Source organism: Capnocytophaga gingivalis ATCC 33624 (assembly GCF_000174755.1).
Taxonomy (GTDB): domain Bacteria; phylum Bacteroidota; class Bacteroidia; order Flavobacteriales; family Flavobacteriaceae; genus Capnocytophaga; species Capnocytophaga gingivalis.
Window position 1 is genome coordinate 20,001 of record NZ_ACLQ01000011.1, and the last position, 22,962, is coordinate 42,962.

The window sequence follows — 22,962 nt, forward strand, 5'->3', positions numbered from 1 at the left end:
CAGCAATATGAACCTATTACAACAAATAGAACAAACTTATGGCTTTCAGTACCCCAAGCTATATCACCGGCTTTATGAGGATGGTATGCTGGATATGGGCGCAAAATATCCATATCATTCTTATTGTCCTATGGAATACAAAAATGGTGATAGATTGCCTAATAAGGAGTGGTTAGAACAGGAGTATCCTAAACTAAAAGAAAACCCGCCTTTGTTTCTGTATGTGGATTGGTTTCAGGTACTCACCCCCTCTCAACTCGCAAAAGAGTTTGAGTTTTTAAATCAGCATTTAACACAATATCCTCAGAACCAAAAGTTCTTCTTTGCTCCCTTTGCAAGGGCTGTAGTGGATGATTATATGGTTTATTGTTTTTGTTATAACAAAGAAAAAGCAACACAAGAACCAAGTGTAGTATTTATTAGAGAAGATGGAGAGGTAGATATCCTTTCAAGAAATTTGCAGAACTTTATCTTTTACCAATTAATAAAACGGTTGGTAGCACATTTTCACGACATCAGTTTTATCTGTTATGGGGATTTTTATGAAAATCTGCGTCAGACACTTCGTACTCATCGCCCTTATTTAACAGAAGAACAAGCGGAGGTGTTAGAGGAAATTTATAAAAGAGAGATTAGAGAATATACTAGAAAACTTACATCTGGAGGCTGTTTTACATTTCTTACCTTGCTACACGAAGGAGAGGAAGAAACGTTACTAAATAAATATAACCCTTTGCCTAAAGAAACCATTTTATTGAGAACCCTTTAGATTTTTATTTAACAGCAAACAAATTATAATATGGAAGAAAGAAACATCTTTGCCCAGAAAAAAGCACCTTTTAAATGCCCTGAAATCGTAACCCTCTTGCGTGAGGAAAACTTTTCTGCCTTGGAAGCTGAACTTGCCAAAGACTGGGATATCAACCAAGAAGTCCGTGTACACGAACGTTATTCTCAAACACCTTTTGACTTTGCCTTGTCCAGTCGGAAAAAGAAACTATTAGAGTTTTTAGTTGATAAGGGGGCTCATATAAACAAAACAGCGCTTATTGGTGTTTGTAATAGTGGGAATAGCGACCCTGAGTTAATAAAATGGTTGATTAAACAAGGTGCTGATGTAAATGCTCGTACCCACCTCACTGCTTTGCAGGCTACTATCTATAACAAAAATGAAGAAATAGCTTTTCTGCTGATAGAAAACGGTTTCAAACTCACTCCCGACGGTACTACCTTGAGAATGGTAGCTTCGGAAGGTATGTATAAACTGGCTGACTACCTTATCGCTCACGGATTTGATGTAAATTATTGTGAGCCTGATATGGTATACCCTTACAATGCCTCGCCCTTACAAATAGCTGCCTCGCGTGGTCACCTTGCCTTGGTAAAAAGACTTATCGAACTAGGAGCCGACCTTTCCTACAAAGATAAATACGGCGAACGTGCCTATCATTACGCCCTGCGCAACAAGCAGAAAGCAGTTGCCGAGTATATCAAATCGGTAGAACCTGCCGAGTGGCACGATGAGGAAGAACGCTTGCGAGCCTTAAAAGCCTACAAACTTCCCGAAGGACTCATCGCCCTATTGCGCGCTACCGATAGGCGTATTCCATTGCCCGAATGCGAGTATACCAGCTTTGTAGAGTTTGCCCCGCTGAGTGATGTTAAAGAGGTAAAGTGGAAAAACAAAAAGTTCCTCGACCTCCTTTCGGATGCTGATAGGTATGGTGCCGAAGGCTTTTTGGTGTGGTATCCTAAGAACAAAAAACTTGCTTTTGCCGATTACGAACACGGAACTTTTACCGAACTCTGTACTTTTGACGAGTTTATGGCAAACCCTTCCGCACAAATTAATAAGATTTTTGAGTAATATATGACAAACTACCATACCTTAAATACTTTTAACAACCCTTTTCGCCATTATAGGGTGGTAGATATTGTCCCTTTTCAGGAGAAAATAGCTGTATTGCAATTTGCCTCAGCCGATGTCTCTAAAAAATATGGTGAAAAACGGAGTGTATGTAGATCGTTATATTCTTGTAGATATCTTTTCAGAAGATTTTACATCACAAAAACGACTTTCTTTCTTTTTTGAGGAAGAAGAAATTTGCTATAGTAGTGATGTATATTATTATTGGGAAGACGAACAACTTTTTATACTCATTGAATACTATAAACTCGGCAATATTTTTGTAACCAATAAAGTATTTAAAATTACTGAAAATGAAGTGATAGAACAATCTTTCTGTGTTATCCCTCAAAAGCGAATTCTCAATGATGCTAAAGTCTATTCTTTTGGAGATAAAGAAGTTTTTATGCAATCTCCCTTTATGATGAACTGCCGAGATAAACAGAACCAAAAAACACTTTGGAAATACAAACTCTCTGCTTATCTTTACACTGAAGTAGAGGAATATAAAGATATTTTATATTTTGGTACGGCAGGCAAAGGAGGCTATTTTTATGGAATTTCGCTGAATAACGGACAGACGGTATTTAGTTATAATACGGGACAAACAGTACGCTTTGTACGGAGTGGAGAACGTATTATCATAAGTGATAAAAAGCAAAAACCTATACTTATAAATGCCTTAACTGGAGAGATCATTCATTCATTAGACATTGGCAAAAACACTATTGATTATGAGCAACAAATGCTTTGGTATAAAAATCGTTTTTATGGCATTGTTCGCAATAAGAAAAAAGACCTATCGGTGGTGTGTATCGATATATAAAAAGTAAATCAACAATAAAAATACTGATATTAAAAATTTGGCACACGTGTGCTGAATTGATAATGAGGAATGAGCCCCCTCTTACCTCTTATCTCTTACCTAAACAAAATGAACTTAGAAGAACTTAGAGATTATTGCCTTTCCTTGCCACATGTAACTGAGGATATGCCCTTTGGTGAGGATTTTTTGGTATTCCGCATTTGTAATCGTATATTTGCCCTTACCAATCTGGAGCGTAACCCCGTCAGTGTGAACCTAAAGTGCAACCCTGAACGTGCAGTAGAACTCCGTGAGGAGTTTCCTAACAAGATTGTGGCAGGCTATCATATGAACAAAAAACATTGGAATACTGTATTTTTAGATGGCTTACCTCCTATCCTTATCAAGGAGATGATACAGCACTCTTACGACCAAGTACTCGCCAAAGTACCCAAGAAAGAGAAAGAAGAGTTAATTAGCTAACTCAAGATTATGTTTTCAAAGCTCAAAGATCTGTTTTGTAAAACCCATACCTTCTTTAGGTATGAATTCTTTATCCCTGCAGCTCTCTACCAACATATAGAGGCAGCAGAAGGAGAAGTCAGCCTGAAAAGTATTAGGCTTTTCTTTAGCAAAGCACCTTATTCCCTTAGCAAAGGACAGCTACAGATAACCCAAGAAGCCAACAAACTCTTTTTTGTACAAATAGCATTCTATGAAGAAGACAAAAGAGAGACTTTTAAGAAAGAAATGGAGGGTTATAAAGAAGTATTTCCGTTTTGGACAGTCTTTCCTCATAGTTTCTATGGAGCTCCTCGCTGGAATCAGGGATACCAAGAGCATTATAGAGATACTTTTTTGGAATATTGGCGCTCCTTACCCGAGGAAGAACAAGAAAAGTATATGGATACCTATCATTGTCCAGAAGATTGGCGGCTTTGGCTTGAAGAATACCGCCAAAGGAGCAAAGAAAAAGAAACCTTTTAATAAAATAAATATGTTGAACCAAAAAATCTTAACTCGTATACAAGCTCTTGGAGGCAATACCAGCCAAGTGAAAGGCTCTTCCCTTGCTGATGACCTATTGGCTATTACTTTTGATACCGTACTCTATCCAAAGCCTCAGGACACTCCTTGGGCAAAGGCCGAAGATACCGAGCCTATTTATGGCATAGGAGCTTGGGTAGATGATCATAGGGAACTTTACCAAACGGATAAAAAGGATTTCTATGACCAGATGATTGCTCAGTTCTATCGACTTACAGAAGAACCTTATGGACAACACTTTTGGACAGTCAGCCTCTTTACCCCTTTCAAAGAAGGCACCGATGACTATGAAGAATGGTATGACGATTTCTCCGATGAGGAATTCACAGACCTCTCAGAAATTACAAAAGTTACAGGCGACAAGACTCCTGATCTTATACAATTGTTCTATACCTCTGGCTATCCTGACCATATATACATAGCCCTAAGCGACCCCAATGGAGAAAACCCAACACTCTTTGGTACCGATCACGAGGTGTTTTTCAATGAAATAGATAACATGGGAACCTTAGAGGACTATCTCAATACCCTAATGACCCCTGAGGAACTTATAGAGATAGTAGAAAAAGCATTAACCAAATGAGACAGAAATTTACACTTATCACTTTAGGTGTCCGCGACTTTAAGAAAGCACTTGCTTTTTATGAGAACTTAGGTTGGCAGAAGTCGGACAAAAGTATGGAGGAGTATGCTCTTTTCCCTTTGGGAGGAATTGTATTAGGATTATATCCTTTACAAGAACTCTCCGAAGATACTACGCTACCTTATCAGTCAAGTGCATTTGCAGGAATAACAATTAGTTATAATGCCAAATCGGAAGCAGAAGTAGATGCTGTTTTATCCAAGGTCAGTGAATTAGGAGCTACTATTGTCAAGCCAGCTCAAAAAGTATTTTGGGGTGGATATAGTGGCTATTTCAAGGACTTGGACGGCTACCTCTTTGAAGTTGCTTATAATCCTTTTTGGGAGTTTGACGAAAATGACAATTTAAAATTATAATCCAAAATGACAGAAACAGAACAAACCCTACGCCAGCGCTTCACTGCTTTCTTGCAAGCGATGTACGACTGGGAAACAGAAGCCAACAGAGTGGATGAAGAAGAAGTGGAGAAAAAGAAAACCCTCTCTTGGGAAGAGTTTTGCAAAAAGCAAACCGAGCTTCGTATCCCTATTTATAAGGAATACATCACCGAACGCGAACGCAAAAACGGCGGCGCTCAGTACACCAGTCACATCTTTCCTCCTAACTACGATCCTTCTAAAGATACCATTACCGAAGTGCAAATCACGGGTAAAAAAGCCTCTATATTTACCGATAGAGTCTATGCCGGAATGAATTACAAGCGCGAGTACAAGTACAAACTTGTAGAAGGTCGCTGGCTATTAGATACTATCAAAGAACAGTATTTACCTGAAAATAGAGACCCTGAAAAATGGAAGAGTGTGATTTTATAACCCCTCACAAAATGAACATAGAAAGATTACAGGACATTGATGAGCGTCTTTTTGTAAAAAACGACCTAAACGGAGAGTGTATATACTACACCGATAAAGATTGCCAAACTCCCTTCAATGGGATTGTTTATGGAATGTGCGGACGCCCTCCTCGTTTAGACTACGAATGCGAGATAAAAAATGGAGTAAAAGATGGCATGGAACTTATTTATAATGAAGATGGCGGTATTGAACAAGCCAGTGAGTGTCGCCATAACCTGATGTATGGTGTAAGCAAAGAGTATGATGAAGAGGGCAACCTCCTCACAGCCTCCATAGTTTATAACAACAGTCATTTAAAGGTAGTGTCCGCTACTACAGAAGGTACTTATAAGATTGAGAAATATGCCCCTCAAAGTACCCAAAACCTTCCCGATGACCTCCTCTCTCTCCTTGCCCTCTCTGAGCAGGAGTTGGTGAAGTATCAGTTTGTACCTCGATACGGAATGTTTAAAAATGTAAAGTAATATAACAATAAAATAATTAGAATGTACCTATCAAGTTATAACACCAAGTTTGGCTCTCTCGCTTTCTCACAAAAAGTGGGAGACGAGTATTTTTGGGAGGCTTCATTCCAGTGGAAAAGTGATTTCTATAAAGAAACTTTACAGCTGCCTTTTTCTGTGTTTAGCAATACTGAAACCCTCACACCTGATACTATTGCTTTTATTGAACAGATCCTTACCAGTGCAGATAAGTTTATCGCCAAAGCCCTTTCTTATTTTCAAGAACAACTGCTGATATGCTCAGAAGGCTTTCATCTTTCAGAAGAAGAAAAACAATTGCTAAGCGTTCCCTTGCAGGAAGTTCCTTTGCAGAGTCCGCAGTTCCTATTCTATGACAACAAAGAGTGGATATTGCATTTCGCCGGAGGTAGTTTCAGCTTTTGCGAGCCTTATGGCGTTTCTTTTCATTTTAAAGATGAAGAACCTATCCTAATAGAAAACTTAGAAGACGCTGAAGAAATATAATTAACTTAGATTATTTAATAAATAAAAAAGTATGAACAGAATTACAGAAACAGAGCAAAAACATTCCTTTGAACTTCCTGCTTTTTACAAGGAAATCCTCAGCAGTTTTGATTTATATTGCCTTTATCAGTACAAAGGTAAAGATTTGGATATTAAAAATCGTAACCTCCTTTTTGAAAAGCTGAGCAGAGACTATCAAGCGTGGCAATTACTACAATATCTTGATGAACCTAATACTGAAAACACTTTTGTTTTTGGTAGTCTAGGTGATGACTCCAGACTATACTTCAACCTCTCCGATGGGTCAGTTTGGGACTATTGGCTTGACGATAAATCTACTCACAAAATAGCTAATAGCTTTGATGAATTACTTTCAGAAGCTACTTTGGAAGAAAAAGAATAAACCTAACTTGCTAATTATACTATGAAATATTTTAAAACCGAATGCAAGAACCTTTTCCTATCACCCAAACGACTGTTTTACGTTTTGGTGTTCCCTTTGGTTATCTTTGGGTTCTTTGCGGCTATTTTCTACAAAGGCGTACCCCGCGACCTGCCTATGGCGTATATCAATTACGACCAAAGTCAGCTGTCCGAAAACCTCTTGCGTATGCTTGATGCTACCCCAAACATCGACCTGAAAATCAAACTCACCGATGAAAAAGAAGCCCAACGACTTATCCAGCAACAGCAGATTATGGGCTTTATCGTTATCCCTGCCGACTTTCAGCAGAAACTATTCAAAGGCGAAAATCAATCGCTCATTTGCTATACCAATAGTCAGTTTATGCTGGGGGCAAGCCTTATCCAAAAGGATTTTCAAACTACTGTAGGGATGTTCTCTGCGGGGCTGGTAATGAAGAAGAAAATGCAAAAAGGGCAACAGACAGAGAAGGTACGCGCTGAGGCTCAAACCGTAAAGGTAGACGACCACGGATTGTTTAACCCTTATGCTAACTATGCCTATTACCTGCTCACAGCACTCTTGCCGATGATGCTCCAAATGATTGTGATGATGGTAACGGTGTATGTATTAGGAATAGAATTCCGTTACCGTCGGGGGAAACAATGGCTCAAAAAGGCTGGTGGCAGTCCGCTAAAAGCCTTAATAGGCAAACTTCTGCCTTATACCTTAACGCTCCTCTTTGTCGCGTGGTGGATGAACTATCTCCTCTTCGGGCTTATAGGCGCTCCCCTCCACATCCCGATGTTCAACGTAGTGCTGATTACCTTTGCTTTAGTGATTGTATATCAGATTATAGGCATTACGTTTGTTTCTCTCTTGCCTAATTTCAGGTCGGCACTCACCATAGGCAGTGGTTTCACAGCGATTGCCTTCTCATTTGCCGCTTATACTTTTCCGATGGAAGGATTGCCAAAGAGTATGCAGTATTTAGCGCAAATTTTCCCCTATGCTCATTTTATGAAATACTACGTAAATCGTGCGATCAAAGGGATACCTGTAGAGATGACGTGGCAACCGCTTTTAGCCTTATTGCTCTTCGGCTTATTGCTGATAGTTGCCTACCCTATGTTTGTAAAGAAAATAAAATCAGGAGGATATGAAACAATTTAGAAGTTATATATATCAAAGTTCAGCCGACTTCACCCGTGCAATGCTCTGGGAAGCCAAATACATATTCCGCGACAAAGCGGTGTTCTTTTCGTTTGTTATTGTAGCAGTGGTAGTCTCTTTCTTGTACACCTACCTCTATTCTGAAGAAACGCTACAAAAGCTCCCTATTGGAGTAGTTGATGAAGATAATACAGCGCAAAGTCGCCAGCTATTGCGTATGATAGATGCCAATAGCGGCGTGGCTATCTACAGTAGCTATCTCAACCTCAGCGAAGCAGAAAAGGCTTTTCAGCGTGAGCAAATACGCGGTATCGTAACCATCCCTAATGGTTTTGCACGCGACCTACAACGCGGGGAACAACCCTCTATATCAGTCTACGCCGATGCTTCCTATATGCTCTATTATAAGCAAGTGCTTACTGCTGCCAAACTCTCGGCAACCTATCTCAACGCAGGCGTAGAGATGAAACGCTCTTCGGCACAAGGTAAACTCCCTACCCAAGCACGTGAGGAAGCAATGCCTGTGAGTGCTAAAGTAGTGAGTTTGTACAACCCTTCGTCAGGCTATGCCACCTTTTTGATCCCTGTGGTTTTGGTGATTATTTTCCAAACCACTATTCTCACAGCAGTAGGTATCTTAGGAGGTACAATGCGCGAAGGTAACAAGCTACGCAAAATATACCCCAATTCGGGAAACTTTTTTGGGGCTTTACCTATTGTAATGGGTAAAGCAACCACCTACTTAGCCCTTGCAATGATGATATTGCTCATTATTTTAGGAATAGTGATGCCTCTTTTTGGTATCCCAGTACGTAGCAGTATGCTTACCACTATGGTATTTATGATACCCTTTATCCTTTCAATAGTCTTTATGGGGCTTTGTCTGCTGAACTTTCTGCGTCGCCGTGAAGATGCGATTATGCTCATTATGTACACCTCATTGCCTTCGGTAATGCTCACTGGCTTTTCGTGGCCCTCAGTAGCAATGCCACAATGGCTAAATGTCTTTTCGTACATTGTACCTACCACCTTAGGCGCAAAAGGGTTTATTTCCATCACCCAAATGGGGGCCTCACTACCTACCATTATGCCCTATTGGCTGGGAATGTGGGGACTTTGTTTAGTGTATTTGGTATTAGCAGGGTTCTCTATCAAAAAAATCATAAATAAGGATCAATGATTAATAAAAACAACAAACCCCTTGTAATCAAATAGTTGCAAGAAATATTTTATTTTTACAAAAAAATTTCATTTTTTCTTTGTCAGTTTTAAAAAAAGTAGTACCTTTGCGCTGTCTTAGAAATAGATGAAAATGCGAAAATAGCTCAGTTGGTAGAGCGCAACCTTGCCAAGGTTGAGGTCGCGGGTTCGAATCCCGTTTTTCGCTCTTTTTTTATGCCCCATCATAAAGGCTCGGATGGTGGAATCGGTAGACACGCTGGACTTAAAATCCAGTGGGCAGCAATGCCTGTGCGGGTTCAAGTCCCGCTCCGAGTACAAGTTTGCTTTTTAAGTGCTTGGTATTTAATTGGTTAGGTTTTAGAAAGTGTGATTTTTCCCAACATTTTCCCAACAATTTAAAAAAAGTACATTCTCTAAAGGATATTTTCCTTCAAGAGTAGAGTGAGAAAATTTAAAAATCATTACTTTTTTAAGTAGTGATTTTTTTTGCTTTTACGAAACCCTTAAAAATATTTGACTATGGAAACAGCTGTAACATTTGCTACCTCTGATGTAGGTAAATTAAATTCAATAAAAGATTTTATAAGGTCTTTAAATGTCTCTATCATTCAAGAAGAGGACATACCTCAGCCTATTGAAATGACGCCAAGATTAGTAGCTTTTCTTGATGAAATAGAAACACGTAACACTCCTTTTGAAGAGTGTGAAGACTTTGATGTTATGATTAATGAAGTAGCTTCTGAATATGGAATCTCCCTATAAGATAAAAGTAGAACCTAAAGCAAAAGATGATTTAAGAGAAGCTGTTGCTTATTATATAAGTGTTGCTCCTCCTAAAATTGCTAAGAACTTTCTCAAAGAATATACATCTATTAAAGACTTCATAAAAAATCATCCTTACCAACGTAAGTACAGAGGAGAGTTAAGAGGTGTTATTATGAAAAAGTATCCTTATATTGTATTTTATAAGGTAAATGATACAGAAAAACAAATTATTATTAAAGGTATTTTTAATACCTACCAAGATACCAGCAGATATCCTGAATAAAGAGCCAGAGGCTTTCTAAATTTCGTTTAGAAAGCCTCTGGTTTTTAGCAATACTACTTTTTCTTATTCAGTAGCTTCAACAAACTTTCTTCGGTGAAGGATTGAGGATTATAAGACAACTTTTCTAATTTTTCCTTTCCTGTATGATACCAATAAACAGCGTTTTTATCTTTGAAGAAATAGTTATATTCTATCACAATAGGTATTTGCCCTTGCCCTCCATCACAGGGAGAAATGACATCTACGGTAGAGCCGACAAAGCTCATGGTCTCAAAATCACAACTATTTTCTATTACCTTCTCTTCAATCAGTAGTTTGTCCTTGGTCGCAAAACACAGCTTTAAATCCTTTATTTCAGAGGTAGCGGGAAGCTGCCCTATAACAGTATAGTTGCCACTATTGTCCCTTTGGTAACGAATAATCTTATGATCCCAAACCACAAAAGGCACCAATGAATGCTGATAGGAATAAGGCGCCCAATAATTTTTGTTTTGCATTATTGCTTTAGTTAGTGGATCCATAGCAATAACACTCAATCTCTCAGGATCATAGTACATGGTACATGCGATAGTAGTCTATGCCATCATAATAATACCCTTTATCTTCTATATATTTCAGGCGGGGTATATCCTTCACTGCCGACATATCTACTGCTTTTTGCTTCCATGCTATTCTCTCATAATTGGTAAAATACTCATCAGCCCCCCTTCTTACCAAGTTCATTTGTGGCAAATATACAAAATTCTCATGTGGGTAGAAATAAACTTTTTGACCATTTATGGCAGTTATCCCCTGCCACCAATAAAACCATATTCTTCCATCGTGAAAATCCAAGAGCTCTTCCCATAGTCCATAGCTGCCAAAAGTAGCCTCTGTAAACTTGTGATTCCCTATATTCAGCATTTGAAAACTCTTAGAATGATCTTTTAGATTAAAGGCATCATCTGTTGTATAAAAAGTGTCTTCATCATAGAGAAAATTAACATCTCTCCTCTCCTTGAATTGTACGGTTTTGGGATCCAAGCCCTCTATCTTTTGTAGGTACTTATCTACACTGTTATGTAACTCCTCCTTATAGAGAAATACCCCTGTATCCCCTTTTACCAAGAACCACTTGTTCCTAAAACTGGAAATCACAGTTACCTCCTTAGGCAGTCCTTCTACAAGCTCCTTTTTGAACTTATTTTGCTTGTCATACGGATCAAATGATACTCTATACCACTGTCCTCCTATACGAAAAGTACGCTGTCCAAAATGTGCTACACCCTTAGCCGAAAAAGCCCTTATAGGCATTTTCTCTTTTTCATCCAAAGCGTAATTATTGATAAAGTAATACCAATCTTTATCAGCAATTACCATATAACGCATTTGGTCATCCATGGTTACAAAGCGTGCCTTTTCCCCTACATTGGGGAGCAATTTCTTACTATAGCTCACCAGACTGATGCCATTAGGATCTCGAACGATGGTTACCCAATAAGCCTTTCCCCCTTCATTTATTATCTCATAGGTTGTAGGTGTATGGTAATGGTAACATTCGCTTGCTTGTAAAAAACTAATATTCATAAAGAATAAGATGAGTAGTATTTTTATTCCTCTATTCATAAGATACTATTTTAAAGAGGTAACAACAAGAAATGTGCCAGGATAAAATATAACTGTAAAAAAATCACTACCTTTGTCCCTGTGGAACGCAAGATTATTCATATCGACATGGATGCTTTCTTTGCCTCGGTGGAGCAGCATGACAACCCTTCACTTAGGGGACTTCCTATTGCTGTGGGAGGAGGGGAAGCCCGTGGAGTAGTGGCTGCGGCAAGCTATGAAGCGCGTAGGTACGGGGTGCGCAGTGCTATGGCTGGGGCTATGGCCAAACAACTGTGTCCATCACTCATTTTTGTAAAGCCTCGTTTTGATCGCTATCGGGAGGTTTCTATGCAGATACGAGCTATTTTTCATGAATATACGGACCTCGTAGAACCGCTCTCCTTGGACGAGGCTTACCTTGATGTGACCACCAACAAGAAAGACCTCCCCTCGGCTACACTCATAGCCCAACAAATTCGTGCTAAGATCTTTGAACAAACGGGGCTTACCGCCTCGGCAGGTATTTCGGTGAATAAGTTTATCGCTAAGATTGCAAGCGACTACAACAAGCCTAATGGCCAAAAGACCGTTCCCCCGCAGGAGATTTTGGACTTCTTAGCTCCCTTAGATATTAAGAAATTCTATGGTATAGGAAAAGTAACCGCACAGAAAATGTACCAGAAGGGAATCTTCACAGGGGCTGACCTGCGGGCTAAGAGCCTTGAGGAGCTACAAACCTATTTTGGCAACAATGGGGAATATTTCTACCAGATAGCCCGAGGTATCCACCTGAGTGCTGTACAGCCTTTCCGTCTGAGAAAATCAATAGGAGTAGAACATACTTTTGAGACCAATATCACCAGTGAGCGTTTCTTAGAAAAACCACTCAAAGAGCTCTGTGAGGAAGTAGCCCTACGACTAAAAGAAAAGAAGCTATTGGCTAAAACCGTTACACTCAAGCTCAAGTACAGCGATTTCAAACAGCAAACTCGCAGTCGTTCTATCCCTGAGTTCATAGGAAATAGTACCGATATCTATGCAGTGGTAGAAGAACTACTTTACCAAGAAAAACTTTATGAATCCGTTCGTCTGGTAGGAGTGTCCCTAAGCCACTTCAACTACCCCTCCCCAGAAAACAAAAAACCGCAGTGGATACAACTTCAGTTTGAGTTTCCCCTATGGGAGGAATACCCCAAGCGATAATTTATTTTTCAAAAAATATAGAACTAAAGATATTTTTTACTATTTTTGCACTTGCTTAAAATCAGAACTATGGCAAATCAAGAAGACATTTTCAAGAAAGTAATTTCCCATGCCAAGGAATACGGCTATATATTCCCCTCAAGTGAAATCTATGACGGGCTCAGTGCTGTATATGACTACGCACAGAACGGGGTAGAACTCAAGAAAAACCTCCGCGAATATTGGTGGAAAGCGATGGTACAGCTCCATGAGAACATCGTAGGGATAGATGCTGCTATCTTCATGCACCCTACCACCTGGAAAGCTTCCGGACATGTGGATGCCTTCAATGACCCCCTTATAGACAACAAAGACTCCAAAAAGCGCTACCGTGCCGATACCCTGGTAGAGGACTATGTAGCTAAAATAGAGGACAAGATAGAGAAAGAGGTTGCCAAAGCCCAAAAACGCTTTGGAGAAGCCTTTGACAAGGAACAATTTCTTTCGACTAACCCTAAGGTGATCGAGTACAAGGAAAGAGCAGAAGCCATACTACACCGTTTGGGTAAATCCCTTGAGCGAGAAGACTTGGCTGATGTGAAAGCCCTTATCGAGGAATTGGAAATCGTCTGTCCTATCTCAGGCACCAAAAACTGGACAGAGGTAAAGCAGTTCAACCTCATGTTCGGCACCAAGCTTGGCGCTACCTCGGAGGGAGCTATGGACTTATACCTACGTCCGGAGACCGCACAGGGAATTTTTGTAAATTTCTCCAATGTACAGAAGACAGGGCGTATGAAAATTCCTTTCGGTATTGCTCAAACAGGAAAGGCTTTTCGCAACGAGATTGTCGCTCGACAATTTATCTTCCGTATGCGCGAATTCGAACAGATGGAAATGCAATACTTTATCAAACCAGGCACCCAACAACAATGGTATGAACACTGGAAAAAGACTCGCTTAGCATGGCACTTATCCTTAGGCTTAGGAGAAGAAAACTACCGCTTCCATGACCATGAGAAATTGGCACACTATGCCGATGCAGCTTGTGATATAGAGTTCCGCTTCCCCTTCGGCTTCAAAGAATTGGAAGGTATCCACTCCCGTACCGATTTCGACTTGGGCAACCATGAGAAGTATTCAGGAAAGAAATTACAATACTTTGATCCCGATGAAAATAGAAGCTATGTCCCTTATGTATTGGAAACATCTGTAGGACTTGACCGTTTATTCCTCGCAATCTTCTCCCACAGCTTGCAAGAAGAAGTTCTTGAAGGTGGGGAAACACGCACCGTATTGCGCTTACCTTTCGTACTTGCCCCTACCAAAGTAGCGGTATTACCTTTGGTGAAAAAAGATGGCCTACCTGAGATCGCTTTAGATATCTTCAATGATCTGAGATATGACTTTAACGTAGCTTATGACGAAAAAGATGCTGTAGGTCGCCGCTATCGCAGACAGGATGCCGTGGGTACTCCTTTCTGTATCACTGTAGATCATCAGACCAAAGAGGACAATACTGTCACCATTCGTCATCGTGATACTATGGAACAACAACGTGTGCCTATCTCAGCCCTTAGAGAACTTATCCTCAAGGAAGTAGATATGAACCAATGGCTTAGAAAGCTCCGTTTAGAAAATTAGTAAGAGACGCAAATTCTCGTTGCAGGGCAACTGTTCCCTGTTCTATAAAGACATCGGCTATAGCAACGATTTTTATCGGAAGGCTATAGCCTTTTTCTTTAGCAAAGACTACAATACTTTCACCAAAACCGCCTGCTTTGCATCCTTCCTCTACTGTAATAACCGCCTCGTATTGGCTTAGAATATGGTGTAAAAGCGCCTCATCCAACGGCTTTATCCAACGCATATCGTAGTGTGCAAAAGCCTCTGCCTGAGGATGCTGGCTTATCTCTTGGGCTACCTCGTCGGCTATAGTACCTACCGAGAGTACCGCATAGCGCGCCCCTTCTCTAAGCAGTACCCCCTTCTTCTCTACTTTCTCAAAAGGCAATTGCCAGAGAGTGAGTTGTCCGTAACCACGAGGATAACGTATCGCCAAAGCCTTGTCCTGCTCGGGAAGTTGCGCTGTATAGAGCATATTGCGCAGTTCTATCTCATTGCGTGGGGCTACAATTTCTATATTAGGAATACAGCGCAAGTAAGCAATATCGAACACTCCCTGATGAGTCGCTCCATCCTCCCCTACAAGACCTGCCCTATCGATACAGAAAATCACCTTAAGCTCCTGCAGAGCCACATCATGAATGAGCTGGTCATACCCTCTTTGCAAGAAAGTCGAGTAAATCACCAAAAAAGGCAACAAGCCCTGAGTAGCCAGTCCGGCAGCAAAGGTCACTGCATGTTCTTCGGCTATGCCTACATCGAAAGTGCGAGCGGGGAATTGCTGTTGCATATAGTGAAGAGAACTACCTGTGATCATGGCTGGAGTGATACCCACAATAGTCTTATTCTCAGCAGCCAACTCACAGAGAGTATGTCCAAAAACATCCTGAAACTTAGTTTGTTGTAGCTCCTTAGGCAGGAGCATTCCTGTAGCAGGGTCGAACTTGCCTGGGGCATGAAAGAGTGTTTGTTTCTCTTCTGCCCTTTGGTAGCCTTTGCCCTTGGTAGTACGGATATGAACAAGCTGTACCCCAAAGAAATCCCTTGCTTCCCTCAGCATAGGGATCAACTCCTCAAGGGAATGTCCGTCATAACTGCCGAGATACTCTATTTGTAGGTCGGTGAAGAAGGTTCCTAAGTCCGTACCCTGAGCTAAGCGCTCCAAGTAATAACGGAAAGCTCCTGTAGATGGGTCTATGCCTATCTGATTATCATTGAGCACTATGAGTACATTGACCTTGCTATCCCCTATCTGGCTGAGTGCTTCAAAGGCCATACCATTGACAAAGGAAGCATCCCCAATGACAGCGACATGCTTGCGCAGGAAATTCTCCTGAAGCACCGCGGCGGTAGCCATGCCCAAAACTGCTGAGAGAGAGGTGCCTGCATGCCCTGTCCCAAAGGGATCATATTCGCTCTCCTTACGCTTAGGAAAGCCCGATAGTCCGCCCCATTGGCGGTTGGTGGTAAAGCGTTCGCGCCTGCCTGTAAGGAGCTTATGTGGATAGGCTTGGTGTCCTACATCAAAGACCAATATATCCTCAGGAGTGTTGAACACATAGTGCAGGGCAATAGTCAGCTCTACCACACCCAAGCCTGCTCCCAGGTGGCCTTCCTTAGCCGCTACTTCATTGATAATAAAATGGCGCAACTCCCCCGCAAGCTGCTTAAGCTCTGCGAGAGAGAAAGTGCGAATGTCTGCCGGAGAATATATTTGTTCTAATAAAGTCATTTTTCTATTATAGGGAACTCAAATAATCCTGTAGGATAAGGGTCGCACTGATCCTATCCAAGAGTGCTTTGTCCTGTCGTTTTTTCTTCTTAGTACCACTCTGCACCAGAATATGAGAAGCTATCTTGGAGGTAAAGCGTTCGTCATAGCGGGAAACGGGTATCTTAGGGAGTTTTTCTTGGAGTTTTTCGATAAAAGGCGCAATGGCCTGTTCGCTCTCAGAAAGCTCACCCGAGACCTGCTTTGGAAGACCTACAATGATACGCTCTACCTGTTCCGCTTGGCAGTACTTCTCTAAGAAATCCAGTAGCTCAGTCGTTTCGACCGTTGCCAGTGCCGAGGCAATCAGTTTGAGTTCATCGGTTACCGCGATACCACAACGCTTGGTACCATAATCTATAGCAAGTATTCGCATTTGAGTTTTGAGTTACACATTAAAAGGATGAATTAATCCTCTCCTTCAAAAATCTGTTTCACATAATAATCAAAGAAATCTTCATCATTTCTATTAGGATATAGAAAATCCCACATGGCTTCCTCATCATAAGGAAGTTTATTATCTTCTTCGAAGTCGTCTTCCTCGAATTTTTCTTCATCTTTGTAATCGTCTCTTATCATAGTATTAATTTATTTTTGTATATTGATTAATCCTTATTTGCACATAATACAGCACTTAAACGTTCTGCCTCCTTAAGAGCTGTATTATATTCTTCCCAAAAGGAAATAGCTAAGTAATTAATTCTTTCCCTTTCATAAAGCTCTCCAACAATCGGAAGAAAAGGTAAAGTTATTGGTTCTATAAATTCTTTTTCCTCTTCAATAGCCTCTATTTTTTCAATTTCATTTTTTACTTCTTCTATTTTAGTATTTAAGTTAGCAATACCCTTCCCTATCATTGAAATTTCCTCATTTAGTATCCTATTTTTTTCTTCATCACTACCTAATTGTCGTGATTTATCTGCTAAATAATCTACTTTTGTTTTCTTTTCTTGGTCTAAATTATCTAATTTCTTTTGGTAATCTCCTATTTTTTCTTTCTTTTCACATAAAATTATCTTTCTATAGATATAATTTACCTTTATTACTTTATCAGATAATTCTATATCTTTACCTGATATGTTATTTATTAGTTTTTCTATAAAAGATCTATCTTCTTTTAATTCTTCTTTATCACTCAAAAACCCTATTCGTCTTATAAGTTCCTTTAGCCTATTTACTATTTTCTCATTCACTATTTCCCATTCCTTATATAGAGAGTGCCTATGTCCTCCTTCAGGTAGATAAAAGGGCATATTCTTCCAAAAATATACTATTGTTATAGAGCAATTGTCGTCTTTAAAAATTGGTTCATTATTCTGTAGTTCTATTTCGGGAAGCAGTTCATTAAAAGTTTGTGCTCCAAGATCTTGCTTATTTTGGGCAAAAATACGAATGGGTATATCCATCTCTTTTCCAATAGGAAGAACCACTTTTTCTGACAGTTTTTCTCTTCTTTTTTCCTCAAAAGATTCAAACAAAGTAGCAAATACAAAATCTTTATCTCCATATTGATTAGGATTATGAAAGATATCCATAGGTTTAGAATCTATAGTGGTAGATTTTCCTTTTTCTATAATTTCCTCCTTAGCTTCTTCCCAAAAAAGATAACAGAAATGTCTATATAGTGCTGAAATAATTTTCTTATCTGAACTTTCTTTCAGATAACTCTGTGGAATATTTTCTTCCGATAGTTCTCCTGTGATAAATATCCCTGAAGGTTGGTTTGAATTTGGGTTTCTAAGGATCATACTTCCTTTGGTCTTTACTCCATAGCGAATGAGTACTTTTTCATTCAGGGCATCTAATCCCTTAGTATACTCATCTACAAGTAAATAAGTATGCACATATTCTGCATTCTTCAGAATATCATTTATAATTTTAGGATCTGTAAGTTTAGGTGTTTGAATGCAAAGAATCCCCTCTGGTTGCACTTCTAAAAAATGCATCAATTCTCCTCCTACATTACCTTTTTTTTCTCCTAATAGCCATATATTTTTTATAGGTTTGTCACCATAAAACTCTTCTTTTTCTTTTATAATAGGGATAATCTTATTCATTTGCTAATTTATTTAAAAAATTAATAGTGTTTTTACTGAACATATTTTCATCAATATATGTATATATTGTAGGTTTTGTTGTTTTATAATTTTTGCTTTGTTTGTCATAATATACATAACCATTTAATGAATTTGAACCATTTAATATATACCATCTATTATCTTTAAGAATAAAGATATATCTATCATGAAGTCTATCATTATTCTGATTAACATCAATAATTTTAAATTTAGATTGACATCTTCTGTAACTGTTAGATAACCAATTATTATTATTTTTAGTAAAAGGTAATGATACTATTATTCTCTTAGAGATTTCTATTTCATCTAAGAATTTTTCTACTAAATCACAATGATCTAGAGCATAAATATCATAATATATAATAACATCTCCTTCTTTTGGGTTAAGTTTTGAAACAAATTCTCTGAATGAGAAAATTTCGCCTTGTGCAATTGGAATTGTTTTTGCAAAAGATGATTTTAAAAACTCTTTATTAGGATTTAAGTCTTCAGGAGCTTGTAGATGCCATTTTATGAGTTTATCTGTTTTTCGTTCTCTCATGAAATTATTTGCTATAGGAAGTTCTAATTTATACATTATTAAACCTTCTTTCTCCTGAACGCTCTCTGCTTTATATTCAAAATCATTGATGGATAAATATTCTTTTTGGATTCTCTTTTCTAATAACCAATCTCTCCATTGTTCTGCAATTTCTTTATTTTTAGGCATTATAGGGCATTGCTGTAAATCAATTGTATAATCTTCAAATGTTTCTCGCTTATCAAAATAAAAACTTCTTTTTTCTTCGTCTGTCCGATTGAAGTCCACTGTAAAACGTTCGTTTTCTATATTCCAATTTCTAAAATATTTTTGTATATCTTGTTTTAAATCTCTATCTACAACAACATCTCTTTTTCTAATTTGATTATTTCCAAGAATTCCCTCAAATTCATAATGAGAACTTTTCAAATTATCCCAAACCCATTTGAAGGAAAGTTTGTCTGTTGAATATTTCTCTGCATAAGGAATCTGTTCTCTCAAATTAAACTCTAAAAAATCTATATCCTTATTTATAGAAGGTAATACGAAATGTCCCTTCCTAGGAAAATTATTAGGAAATTCTTCTATCCTTCTTTCTTTTGAATTATATTCTACATTTTTTCGTTCAAAAAATAAGATTTTAGTACCCAATACAGAATCATTTTCCACATACCAAATAGTATATTTACCTTCTTCTGATTCAAATGTTTCTCCCGTTTCTCTTATCTTTTCACCTTTAGAAGTTAAAGAAAATAAATCATTATAAATCTTTTGTTCCTGCAGATATTTTTTCATTCTATTTTCTACAAGAGGATTATTGTAAACTTTCCCATTTAGATAATCCTGAATATCTTTACGAATTATCTTTTTCTCAATTTTGAGATAAACATCTGCTTTTTGTAATGTCAACTCTTTACTAAATATTATTTTCATTATTATCAATATTTGGTTGTCAATTCTGCTAATTTGTTTAGTTCTTTAGATCTTGATTCTGTACGAAAATATTTATAACTCCCAAAAATTACTAATTGAAACTTTGCACGAGTTACAGCTACATTGAGCCGATTAGGACTATCTAAGAATCCATCTCTTCTGTTTTGTACCATTGATAAAAATACTATATCTGCTTCTTGTCCTTGAAATTTATCAACTGTATGGAGTTTTATATTTACTTTATATTTACCTTGAACACAGAAATTAGACATTGATTTATACTTTTTTGTAAGTTTTCTTAACTCTTCTCTAAGAAGCGTTTCCTGTCCTCTATAGAAAGTTAAACAAGCAATCGTCCATTCAGTACTTCCATCGGGAGGATTCATATTTTTTGCAAAATCTAAAAATTCCTTAAGATGCTTTATCAGTTCCGAAACCTCTTTTTCATTCCTATTTTTATTCACTTTTCCTTCTATATCCACCCATATACTTCGCCTTTTATATTTACCATATCCCCATTGTCGCTTTTGCTCAATAGAAGATAAATCTTGTAAGGCTCCCTCTTTAGAATAGAATTGCTCTCGGGGAAATATAGAAATATCAGGATGCATGCGATGTTGATATTTAAGCTGTACTCTTCTATCTCTTAAATTTGATGGTTTAAATCCCTCTGAGATAGTTGTATCAGTTCTAATATGCTTTCCTTTTATTTTTATGCCTTGTACTAATGACTCTAATATAGAAGGGAAGGCCATACAAGCAACTCTATCTAAGGCTTCTTTTATATCTATAGATCTAGGAAGAAAATCTTCATAATTAATTTTTTTATCTGTTTTCTCAGAAGCACGTAACTGATACTCTCTATCCATACGCCAAGCTATTTCATCTGCCCAACCTTTTTCTTTAAAAGTTTGATTGATTTTTTCTACAATTTCAAAGCTATCTGTATACTCTTTATCTTTGTCTTGATATAAAAAGGGGTGATTAGAAGTATAACTTTTATGTGTAAAGGCCTGTTGAGAACTATTCCACTCTTTACTTAGTAAAATAGCATGAGTCTCAGGTAGAAGATGCTTTTTTAAAGCCTCTTCTAAAAGATTCTTTTCAATTAAGATAATATCAGAAACTGCAAGTTCTAATTTCGTTAGATCATGAAGATGTTTCTGAATAAAATTTTCTTCACTAAAATCTTCTCCATTAGACATTATTGCATAGAATAGTTTATCTTTAAATACATCTATTCTCCCTGCATATAGTTCTTCTTGAATTTTCTTTATCACCTTGCGATCAATAGGCAAAATATATTTACTATTTTTATTAACACATCTTTTAAACTGATGTAAATAAAAGATAGCTTGTTGTAATTCATTTGGAACTAATCTTTTTCCCTCCCTATCAGAAATATGAGAAATATTTGAAACTATTTCATCACGATCGGTAAAAGGAGATAGTTGCATTATATCTCCCACAAGAATCCATTTTTTAGCATATAGAGCTGGTACTAGAAATTCTTGAAAAGTAGTTTTACTACTTTCATCAATAATAAGATAGTCAAAATCAGGTATAATAGGTTCATTTGAATAATAATTATACTTGTCTCTACCTTCTTTCTTATTGATATATCCTTTCCGATTTTTAAATTTAGGGTGTTGCAAAATACCAATAGTCGTACCACACACCAAATTAGACATCTCTAATAATAATTTTTGTTCTACATCTGGATTATTAACTAAGAAATTATCTAACTGATAGTTACTAACATCTTCACTTATTCGTTGTGCATCTCCTATACGAACAGGTAATATAGCAAACTGCTCTATAAGGGACTTTCCAGAAGGTTGCTTTTCTATAAGTCTTTCTAATACATTATCAATTGCTACATGAGTAGAACCACAAAGTAAGATTCGCTTACCTCGTTGAATAAGCTGACATATCAACTCTAATATTACTGTAGTTTTCCCTGACCCCGGAGGCCCCTCTAAAATAGCAAAGTCTGGAGTATTAATTGCTTTTCGTACAAAATCACGTTGTTCAAAACAACCATCTCGATTCTCATCTGTAAGAATATTCCACTCATTAATCTGTTGATTAGTTGGAAAATCCCATCCAACTTTATCTTTATCTTCAAAAAGTTTAATAAGATTTCTATGATCTCCTATAGGCATTGTCTTCAGAGTAGAAATAGCTTCTATCTGTCTCTCAATTTGATATGTATTAACGACTATAGTTAATAGATCCGAGACAGGAAAAGAGGGTGAATTCTCTCCTTTCTTCTTTAGAAGTAATATACATTCTTCTTCACTACCTTCTATCTTTTGATATTCTATTCTATCTTTTCCATCTTTAATTATAACATCATCATCAAAGAAAAAACGAAGGGGAGAAAAAATATCTTCATTAGATGTTTCATTCATTTCTAATAACTGGATATGAAAATCCTCTACTTTACTATTGTTAATTTTTTCTAACCTAAATTTTAATCCTTCAAAAGATATATTTGTTGGAATATTTCCGTCTTCTAAAAATGAAAATATTAGATTATTTTCATCTTCTATTTTTCCTTTATAATCTTTGGTAATAATATCACTAATAGATTTCAGATCAATATATGACTTAAAATTACATTCTTTATAATCATTGTTAGGCTTCTGACCATCTTCTATGTATAGAATAGTTTTTTCGACGTTTTTATATACACTGATACCCTTCAATCTTTCTGTAGTAGTATTCCAAAATGGTTGTAAAGAGACACTATCTCCACACCAATTTGCTTTAGATATTTTTTCTTTAGTATCTAAACGAACTACTCTTCTATCAAACTCTTGTCTACTTATTTTCTGTTCTTTCCTCTCATTATTAACCCAATAATATAAAGAGGCTTCAAAATCAATGTCAAATTCATTTATTGGGTTCGTAATCTTATACAGCCCTACTTTATTTTCTACCTCAAAAAATTTTCCTTCTAATAAGAGCTTAGCTTGATTTTTGGAATTTATTTTTCTCCACTTAGCTCTAATTTCTTTATTTTCTAAACTCCTGAGTACATTTTTTAGATAATTTTCAAAATTAGAAAATACTTCATTTGCTGTATATCTTATACCATCTGAAATTTTAACATTTGTTTCAAAAGAGAGATCTTTTTTATCTTTCTGTAAATTTAAATAATAATGTTGCATACTTGCTCTTTTAAAATATTTATAATATCTAGCTATTTAGCACTATTGTTCTATCAATTG

Annotated in this window: 25 protein-coding genes and 2 tRNA genes; 19 read left to right on the plus strand and 8 right to left on the minus strand. The window is 37.5% G+C overall.

The window, feature by feature from the left end; translation table 11 throughout:
* The first annotated feature begins 7 nt into the window (after window positions 1-7).
* The 17 genes from CAPGI0001_RS04050 (at window position 8) to CAPGI0001_RS04130 (ending at window position 10,029) form a co-directional block, all read left to right on the plus strand.
* Window positions 8-769 (plus strand): hypothetical protein, encoded by a 762-nt coding sequence (locus CAPGI0001_RS04050; RefSeq protein ID WP_002667006.1) that lies wholly within the window; start codon window positions 8-10, stop codon window positions 767-769.
* Between the two features lie 30 nt (window positions 770-799).
* Window positions 800-1,867, plus strand: coding sequence for an ankyrin repeat domain-containing protein (locus CAPGI0001_RS04055; protein ID WP_002666948.1), 1,068 nt, complete (start codon window positions 800-802; stop codon window positions 1,865-1,867).
* A gap of 130 nt (window positions 1,868-1,997) precedes the next feature.
* The gene (locus CAPGI0001_RS04060; protein ID WP_248601294.1) at window positions 1,998-2,732 is read left to right on the plus strand and encodes a dehydrogenase; all 735 of its coding nucleotides are present in this window, start codon (window positions 1,998-2,000) and stop codon (window positions 2,730-2,732) included.
* A 108-nt stretch (window positions 2,733-2,840) separates the two neighbouring features.
* Window positions 2,841-3,194 (plus strand): MmcQ/YjbR family DNA-binding protein, encoded by a 354-nt coding sequence (locus CAPGI0001_RS04065; protein ID WP_040359609.1) that lies wholly within the window; start codon window positions 2,841-2,843, stop codon window positions 3,192-3,194.
* Window positions 3,195-3,203: 9 nt separating this feature from the next.
* Entirely contained in the window at window positions 3,204-3,698 is a 495-nt protein-coding gene (locus CAPGI0001_RS04070; protein WP_002667033.1) for a hypothetical protein, read from the plus strand.
* Between the two features lie 13 nt (window positions 3,699-3,711).
* Window positions 3,712-4,341: a hypothetical protein gene (locus CAPGI0001_RS04075; protein WP_040359612.1), complete on the plus strand. Its 630-nt coding sequence runs from the start codon at window positions 3,712-3,714 to the stop codon at window positions 4,339-4,341.
* The gene (locus CAPGI0001_RS04080; RefSeq protein WP_002666968.1) at window positions 4,338-4,757 is read left to right on the plus strand and encodes a VOC family protein; all 420 of its coding nucleotides are present in this window, start codon (window positions 4,338-4,340) and stop codon (window positions 4,755-4,757) included. Before CAPGI0001_RS04075 ends, CAPGI0001_RS04080 begins: the two co-directional genes overlap by 4 nt.
* Before the next feature lie 6 nt (window positions 4,758-4,763).
* A complete protein-coding gene (locus CAPGI0001_RS04085; RefSeq protein ID WP_002667048.1) occupies window positions 4,764-5,213 on the plus strand; it encodes an NTF2 fold immunity protein in 450 nt (149 codons plus the stop codon).
* Between the two features lie 11 nt (window positions 5,214-5,224).
* Window positions 5,225-5,719 (plus strand): toxin-antitoxin system YwqK family antitoxin, encoded by a 495-nt coding sequence (locus CAPGI0001_RS04090; RefSeq protein ID WP_155813435.1) that lies wholly within the window; start codon window positions 5,225-5,227, stop codon window positions 5,717-5,719.
* A gap of 21 nt (window positions 5,720-5,740) precedes the next feature.
* Window positions 5,741-6,223, plus strand: a complete 483-nt coding sequence (locus tag CAPGI0001_RS04095) for a hypothetical protein (protein ID WP_002667027.1) — start codon at window positions 5,741-5,743, stop codon at window positions 6,221-6,223.
* A gap of 31 nt (window positions 6,224-6,254) precedes the next feature.
* Window positions 6,255-6,626, plus strand: a complete 372-nt coding sequence (locus CAPGI0001_RS04100; RefSeq protein ID WP_002666978.1) for an SMI1/KNR4 family protein — start codon at window positions 6,255-6,257, stop codon at window positions 6,624-6,626.
* Window positions 6,627-6,647: 21 nt separating this feature from the next.
* Entirely contained in the window at window positions 6,648-7,799 is a 1,152-nt protein-coding gene (locus CAPGI0001_RS04105; protein WP_002666972.1) for an ABC transporter permease, read from the plus strand.
* Entirely contained in the window at window positions 7,786-8,979 is a 1,194-nt protein-coding gene (locus tag CAPGI0001_RS04110) for an ABC transporter permease (protein WP_002667029.1), read from the plus strand. The genes CAPGI0001_RS04105 and CAPGI0001_RS04110 overlap by 14 nt, the downstream gene beginning before the upstream one ends.
* Before the next feature lie 134 nt (window positions 8,980-9,113).
* A tRNA-Gly gene (locus CAPGI0001_RS04115) sits at window positions 9,114-9,186 on the plus strand.
* 24 nt (window positions 9,187-9,210) lie between these two features.
* Window positions 9,211-9,296 (plus strand) — tRNA-Leu (locus tag CAPGI0001_RS04120).
* Between the two features lie 204 nt (window positions 9,297-9,500).
* Entirely contained in the window at window positions 9,501-9,743 is a 243-nt protein-coding gene (locus CAPGI0001_RS04125) for a hypothetical protein (protein WP_002666971.1), read from the plus strand.
* Window positions 9,727-10,029 carry a type II toxin-antitoxin system RelE/ParE family toxin gene (locus tag CAPGI0001_RS04130; RefSeq protein ID WP_002667050.1) on the plus strand — a complete coding sequence of 101 codons (303 nt, stop codon included), beginning with the start codon at window positions 9,727-9,729 and terminating at the stop codon, window positions 10,027-10,029. Before CAPGI0001_RS04125 ends, CAPGI0001_RS04130 begins: the two co-directional genes overlap by 17 nt.
* A 53-nt stretch (window positions 10,030-10,082) precedes the next feature.
* Here CAPGI0001_RS04130 and CAPGI0001_RS04135 read toward each other — a convergent pair whose 3' ends face one another.
* Both CAPGI0001_RS04135 and CAPGI0001_RS04140 read right to left on the minus strand, forming a co-directional pair.
* Window positions 10,083-10,526, minus strand: a complete 444-nt coding sequence (locus tag CAPGI0001_RS04135) for a hypothetical protein (RefSeq protein ID WP_155813436.1) — start codon at window positions 10,524-10,526, stop codon at window positions 10,083-10,085.
* A 49-nt stretch (window positions 10,527-10,575) separates the two neighbouring features.
* Window positions 10,576-11,634, minus strand: a complete 1,059-nt coding sequence (locus tag CAPGI0001_RS04140; protein WP_002666961.1) for a hypothetical protein — start codon at window positions 11,632-11,634, stop codon at window positions 10,576-10,578.
* A gap of 81 nt (window positions 11,635-11,715) precedes the next feature.
* Here CAPGI0001_RS04140 and dinB point away from each other — a divergent pair, with 81 nt between their 5' ends.
* Both dinB and CAPGI0001_RS04150 read left to right on the plus strand, forming a co-directional pair.
* Window positions 11,716-12,819, plus strand: a complete 1,104-nt coding sequence (gene dinB / locus CAPGI0001_RS04145) for a DNA polymerase IV (protein ID WP_002666969.1) — start codon at window positions 11,716-11,718, stop codon at window positions 12,817-12,819.
* 69 nt (window positions 12,820-12,888) lie between these two features.
* Complete coding sequence (locus CAPGI0001_RS04150; protein ID WP_002666942.1) at window positions 12,889-14,442, plus strand: glycine--tRNA ligase; 1,554 nt, start codon at window positions 12,889-12,891, stop codon at window positions 14,440-14,442.
* Here the strand turns inward: CAPGI0001_RS04150 and CAPGI0001_RS04155 are convergent.
* The 6 genes from CAPGI0001_RS04155 to CAPGI0001_RS04175 are packed head-to-tail and all read right to left on the minus strand — an operon-like array spanning window position 14,417 to window position 22,902.
* Window positions 14,417-16,156: a 1-deoxy-D-xylulose-5-phosphate synthase gene (locus tag CAPGI0001_RS04155; RefSeq protein ID WP_002667051.1), complete on the minus strand. Its 1,740-nt coding sequence runs from the start codon at window positions 16,154-16,156 to the stop codon at window positions 14,417-14,419. The two genes, CAPGI0001_RS04150 and CAPGI0001_RS04155, sit on opposite strands and share 26 nt — an antisense overlap.
* A gap of 7 nt (window positions 16,157-16,163) precedes the next feature.
* Window positions 16,164-16,571, minus strand: a complete 408-nt coding sequence (ruvX, locus tag CAPGI0001_RS04160; RefSeq protein ID WP_002666995.1) for a Holliday junction resolvase RuvX — start codon at window positions 16,569-16,571, stop codon at window positions 16,164-16,166.
* Between the two features lie 32 nt (window positions 16,572-16,603).
* Window positions 16,604-16,774 carry a hypothetical protein gene (locus tag CAPGI0001_RS12900; protein WP_002666977.1) on the minus strand — a complete coding sequence of 57 codons (171 nt, stop codon included), beginning with the start codon at window positions 16,772-16,774 and terminating at the stop codon, window positions 16,604-16,606.
* Between the two features lie 26 nt (window positions 16,775-16,800).
* Entirely contained in the window at window positions 16,801-18,252 is a 1,452-nt protein-coding gene (locus CAPGI0001_RS04165) for a hypothetical protein (RefSeq protein ID WP_002667041.1), read from the minus strand.
* Window positions 18,245-19,726 (minus strand): hypothetical protein, encoded by a 1,482-nt coding sequence (locus CAPGI0001_RS04170; RefSeq protein ID WP_002667023.1) that lies wholly within the window; start codon window positions 19,724-19,726, stop codon window positions 18,245-18,247. The genes CAPGI0001_RS04165 and CAPGI0001_RS04170 overlap by 8 nt, the downstream gene beginning before the upstream one ends.
* A gap of 5 nt (window positions 19,727-19,731) precedes the next feature.
* Complete coding sequence (locus tag CAPGI0001_RS04175; protein ID WP_002666932.1) at window positions 19,732-22,902, minus strand: AAA domain-containing protein; 3,171 nt, start codon at window positions 22,900-22,902, stop codon at window positions 19,732-19,734.
* Between the last annotated feature and the right edge of the window lie 60 nt (window positions 22,903-22,962).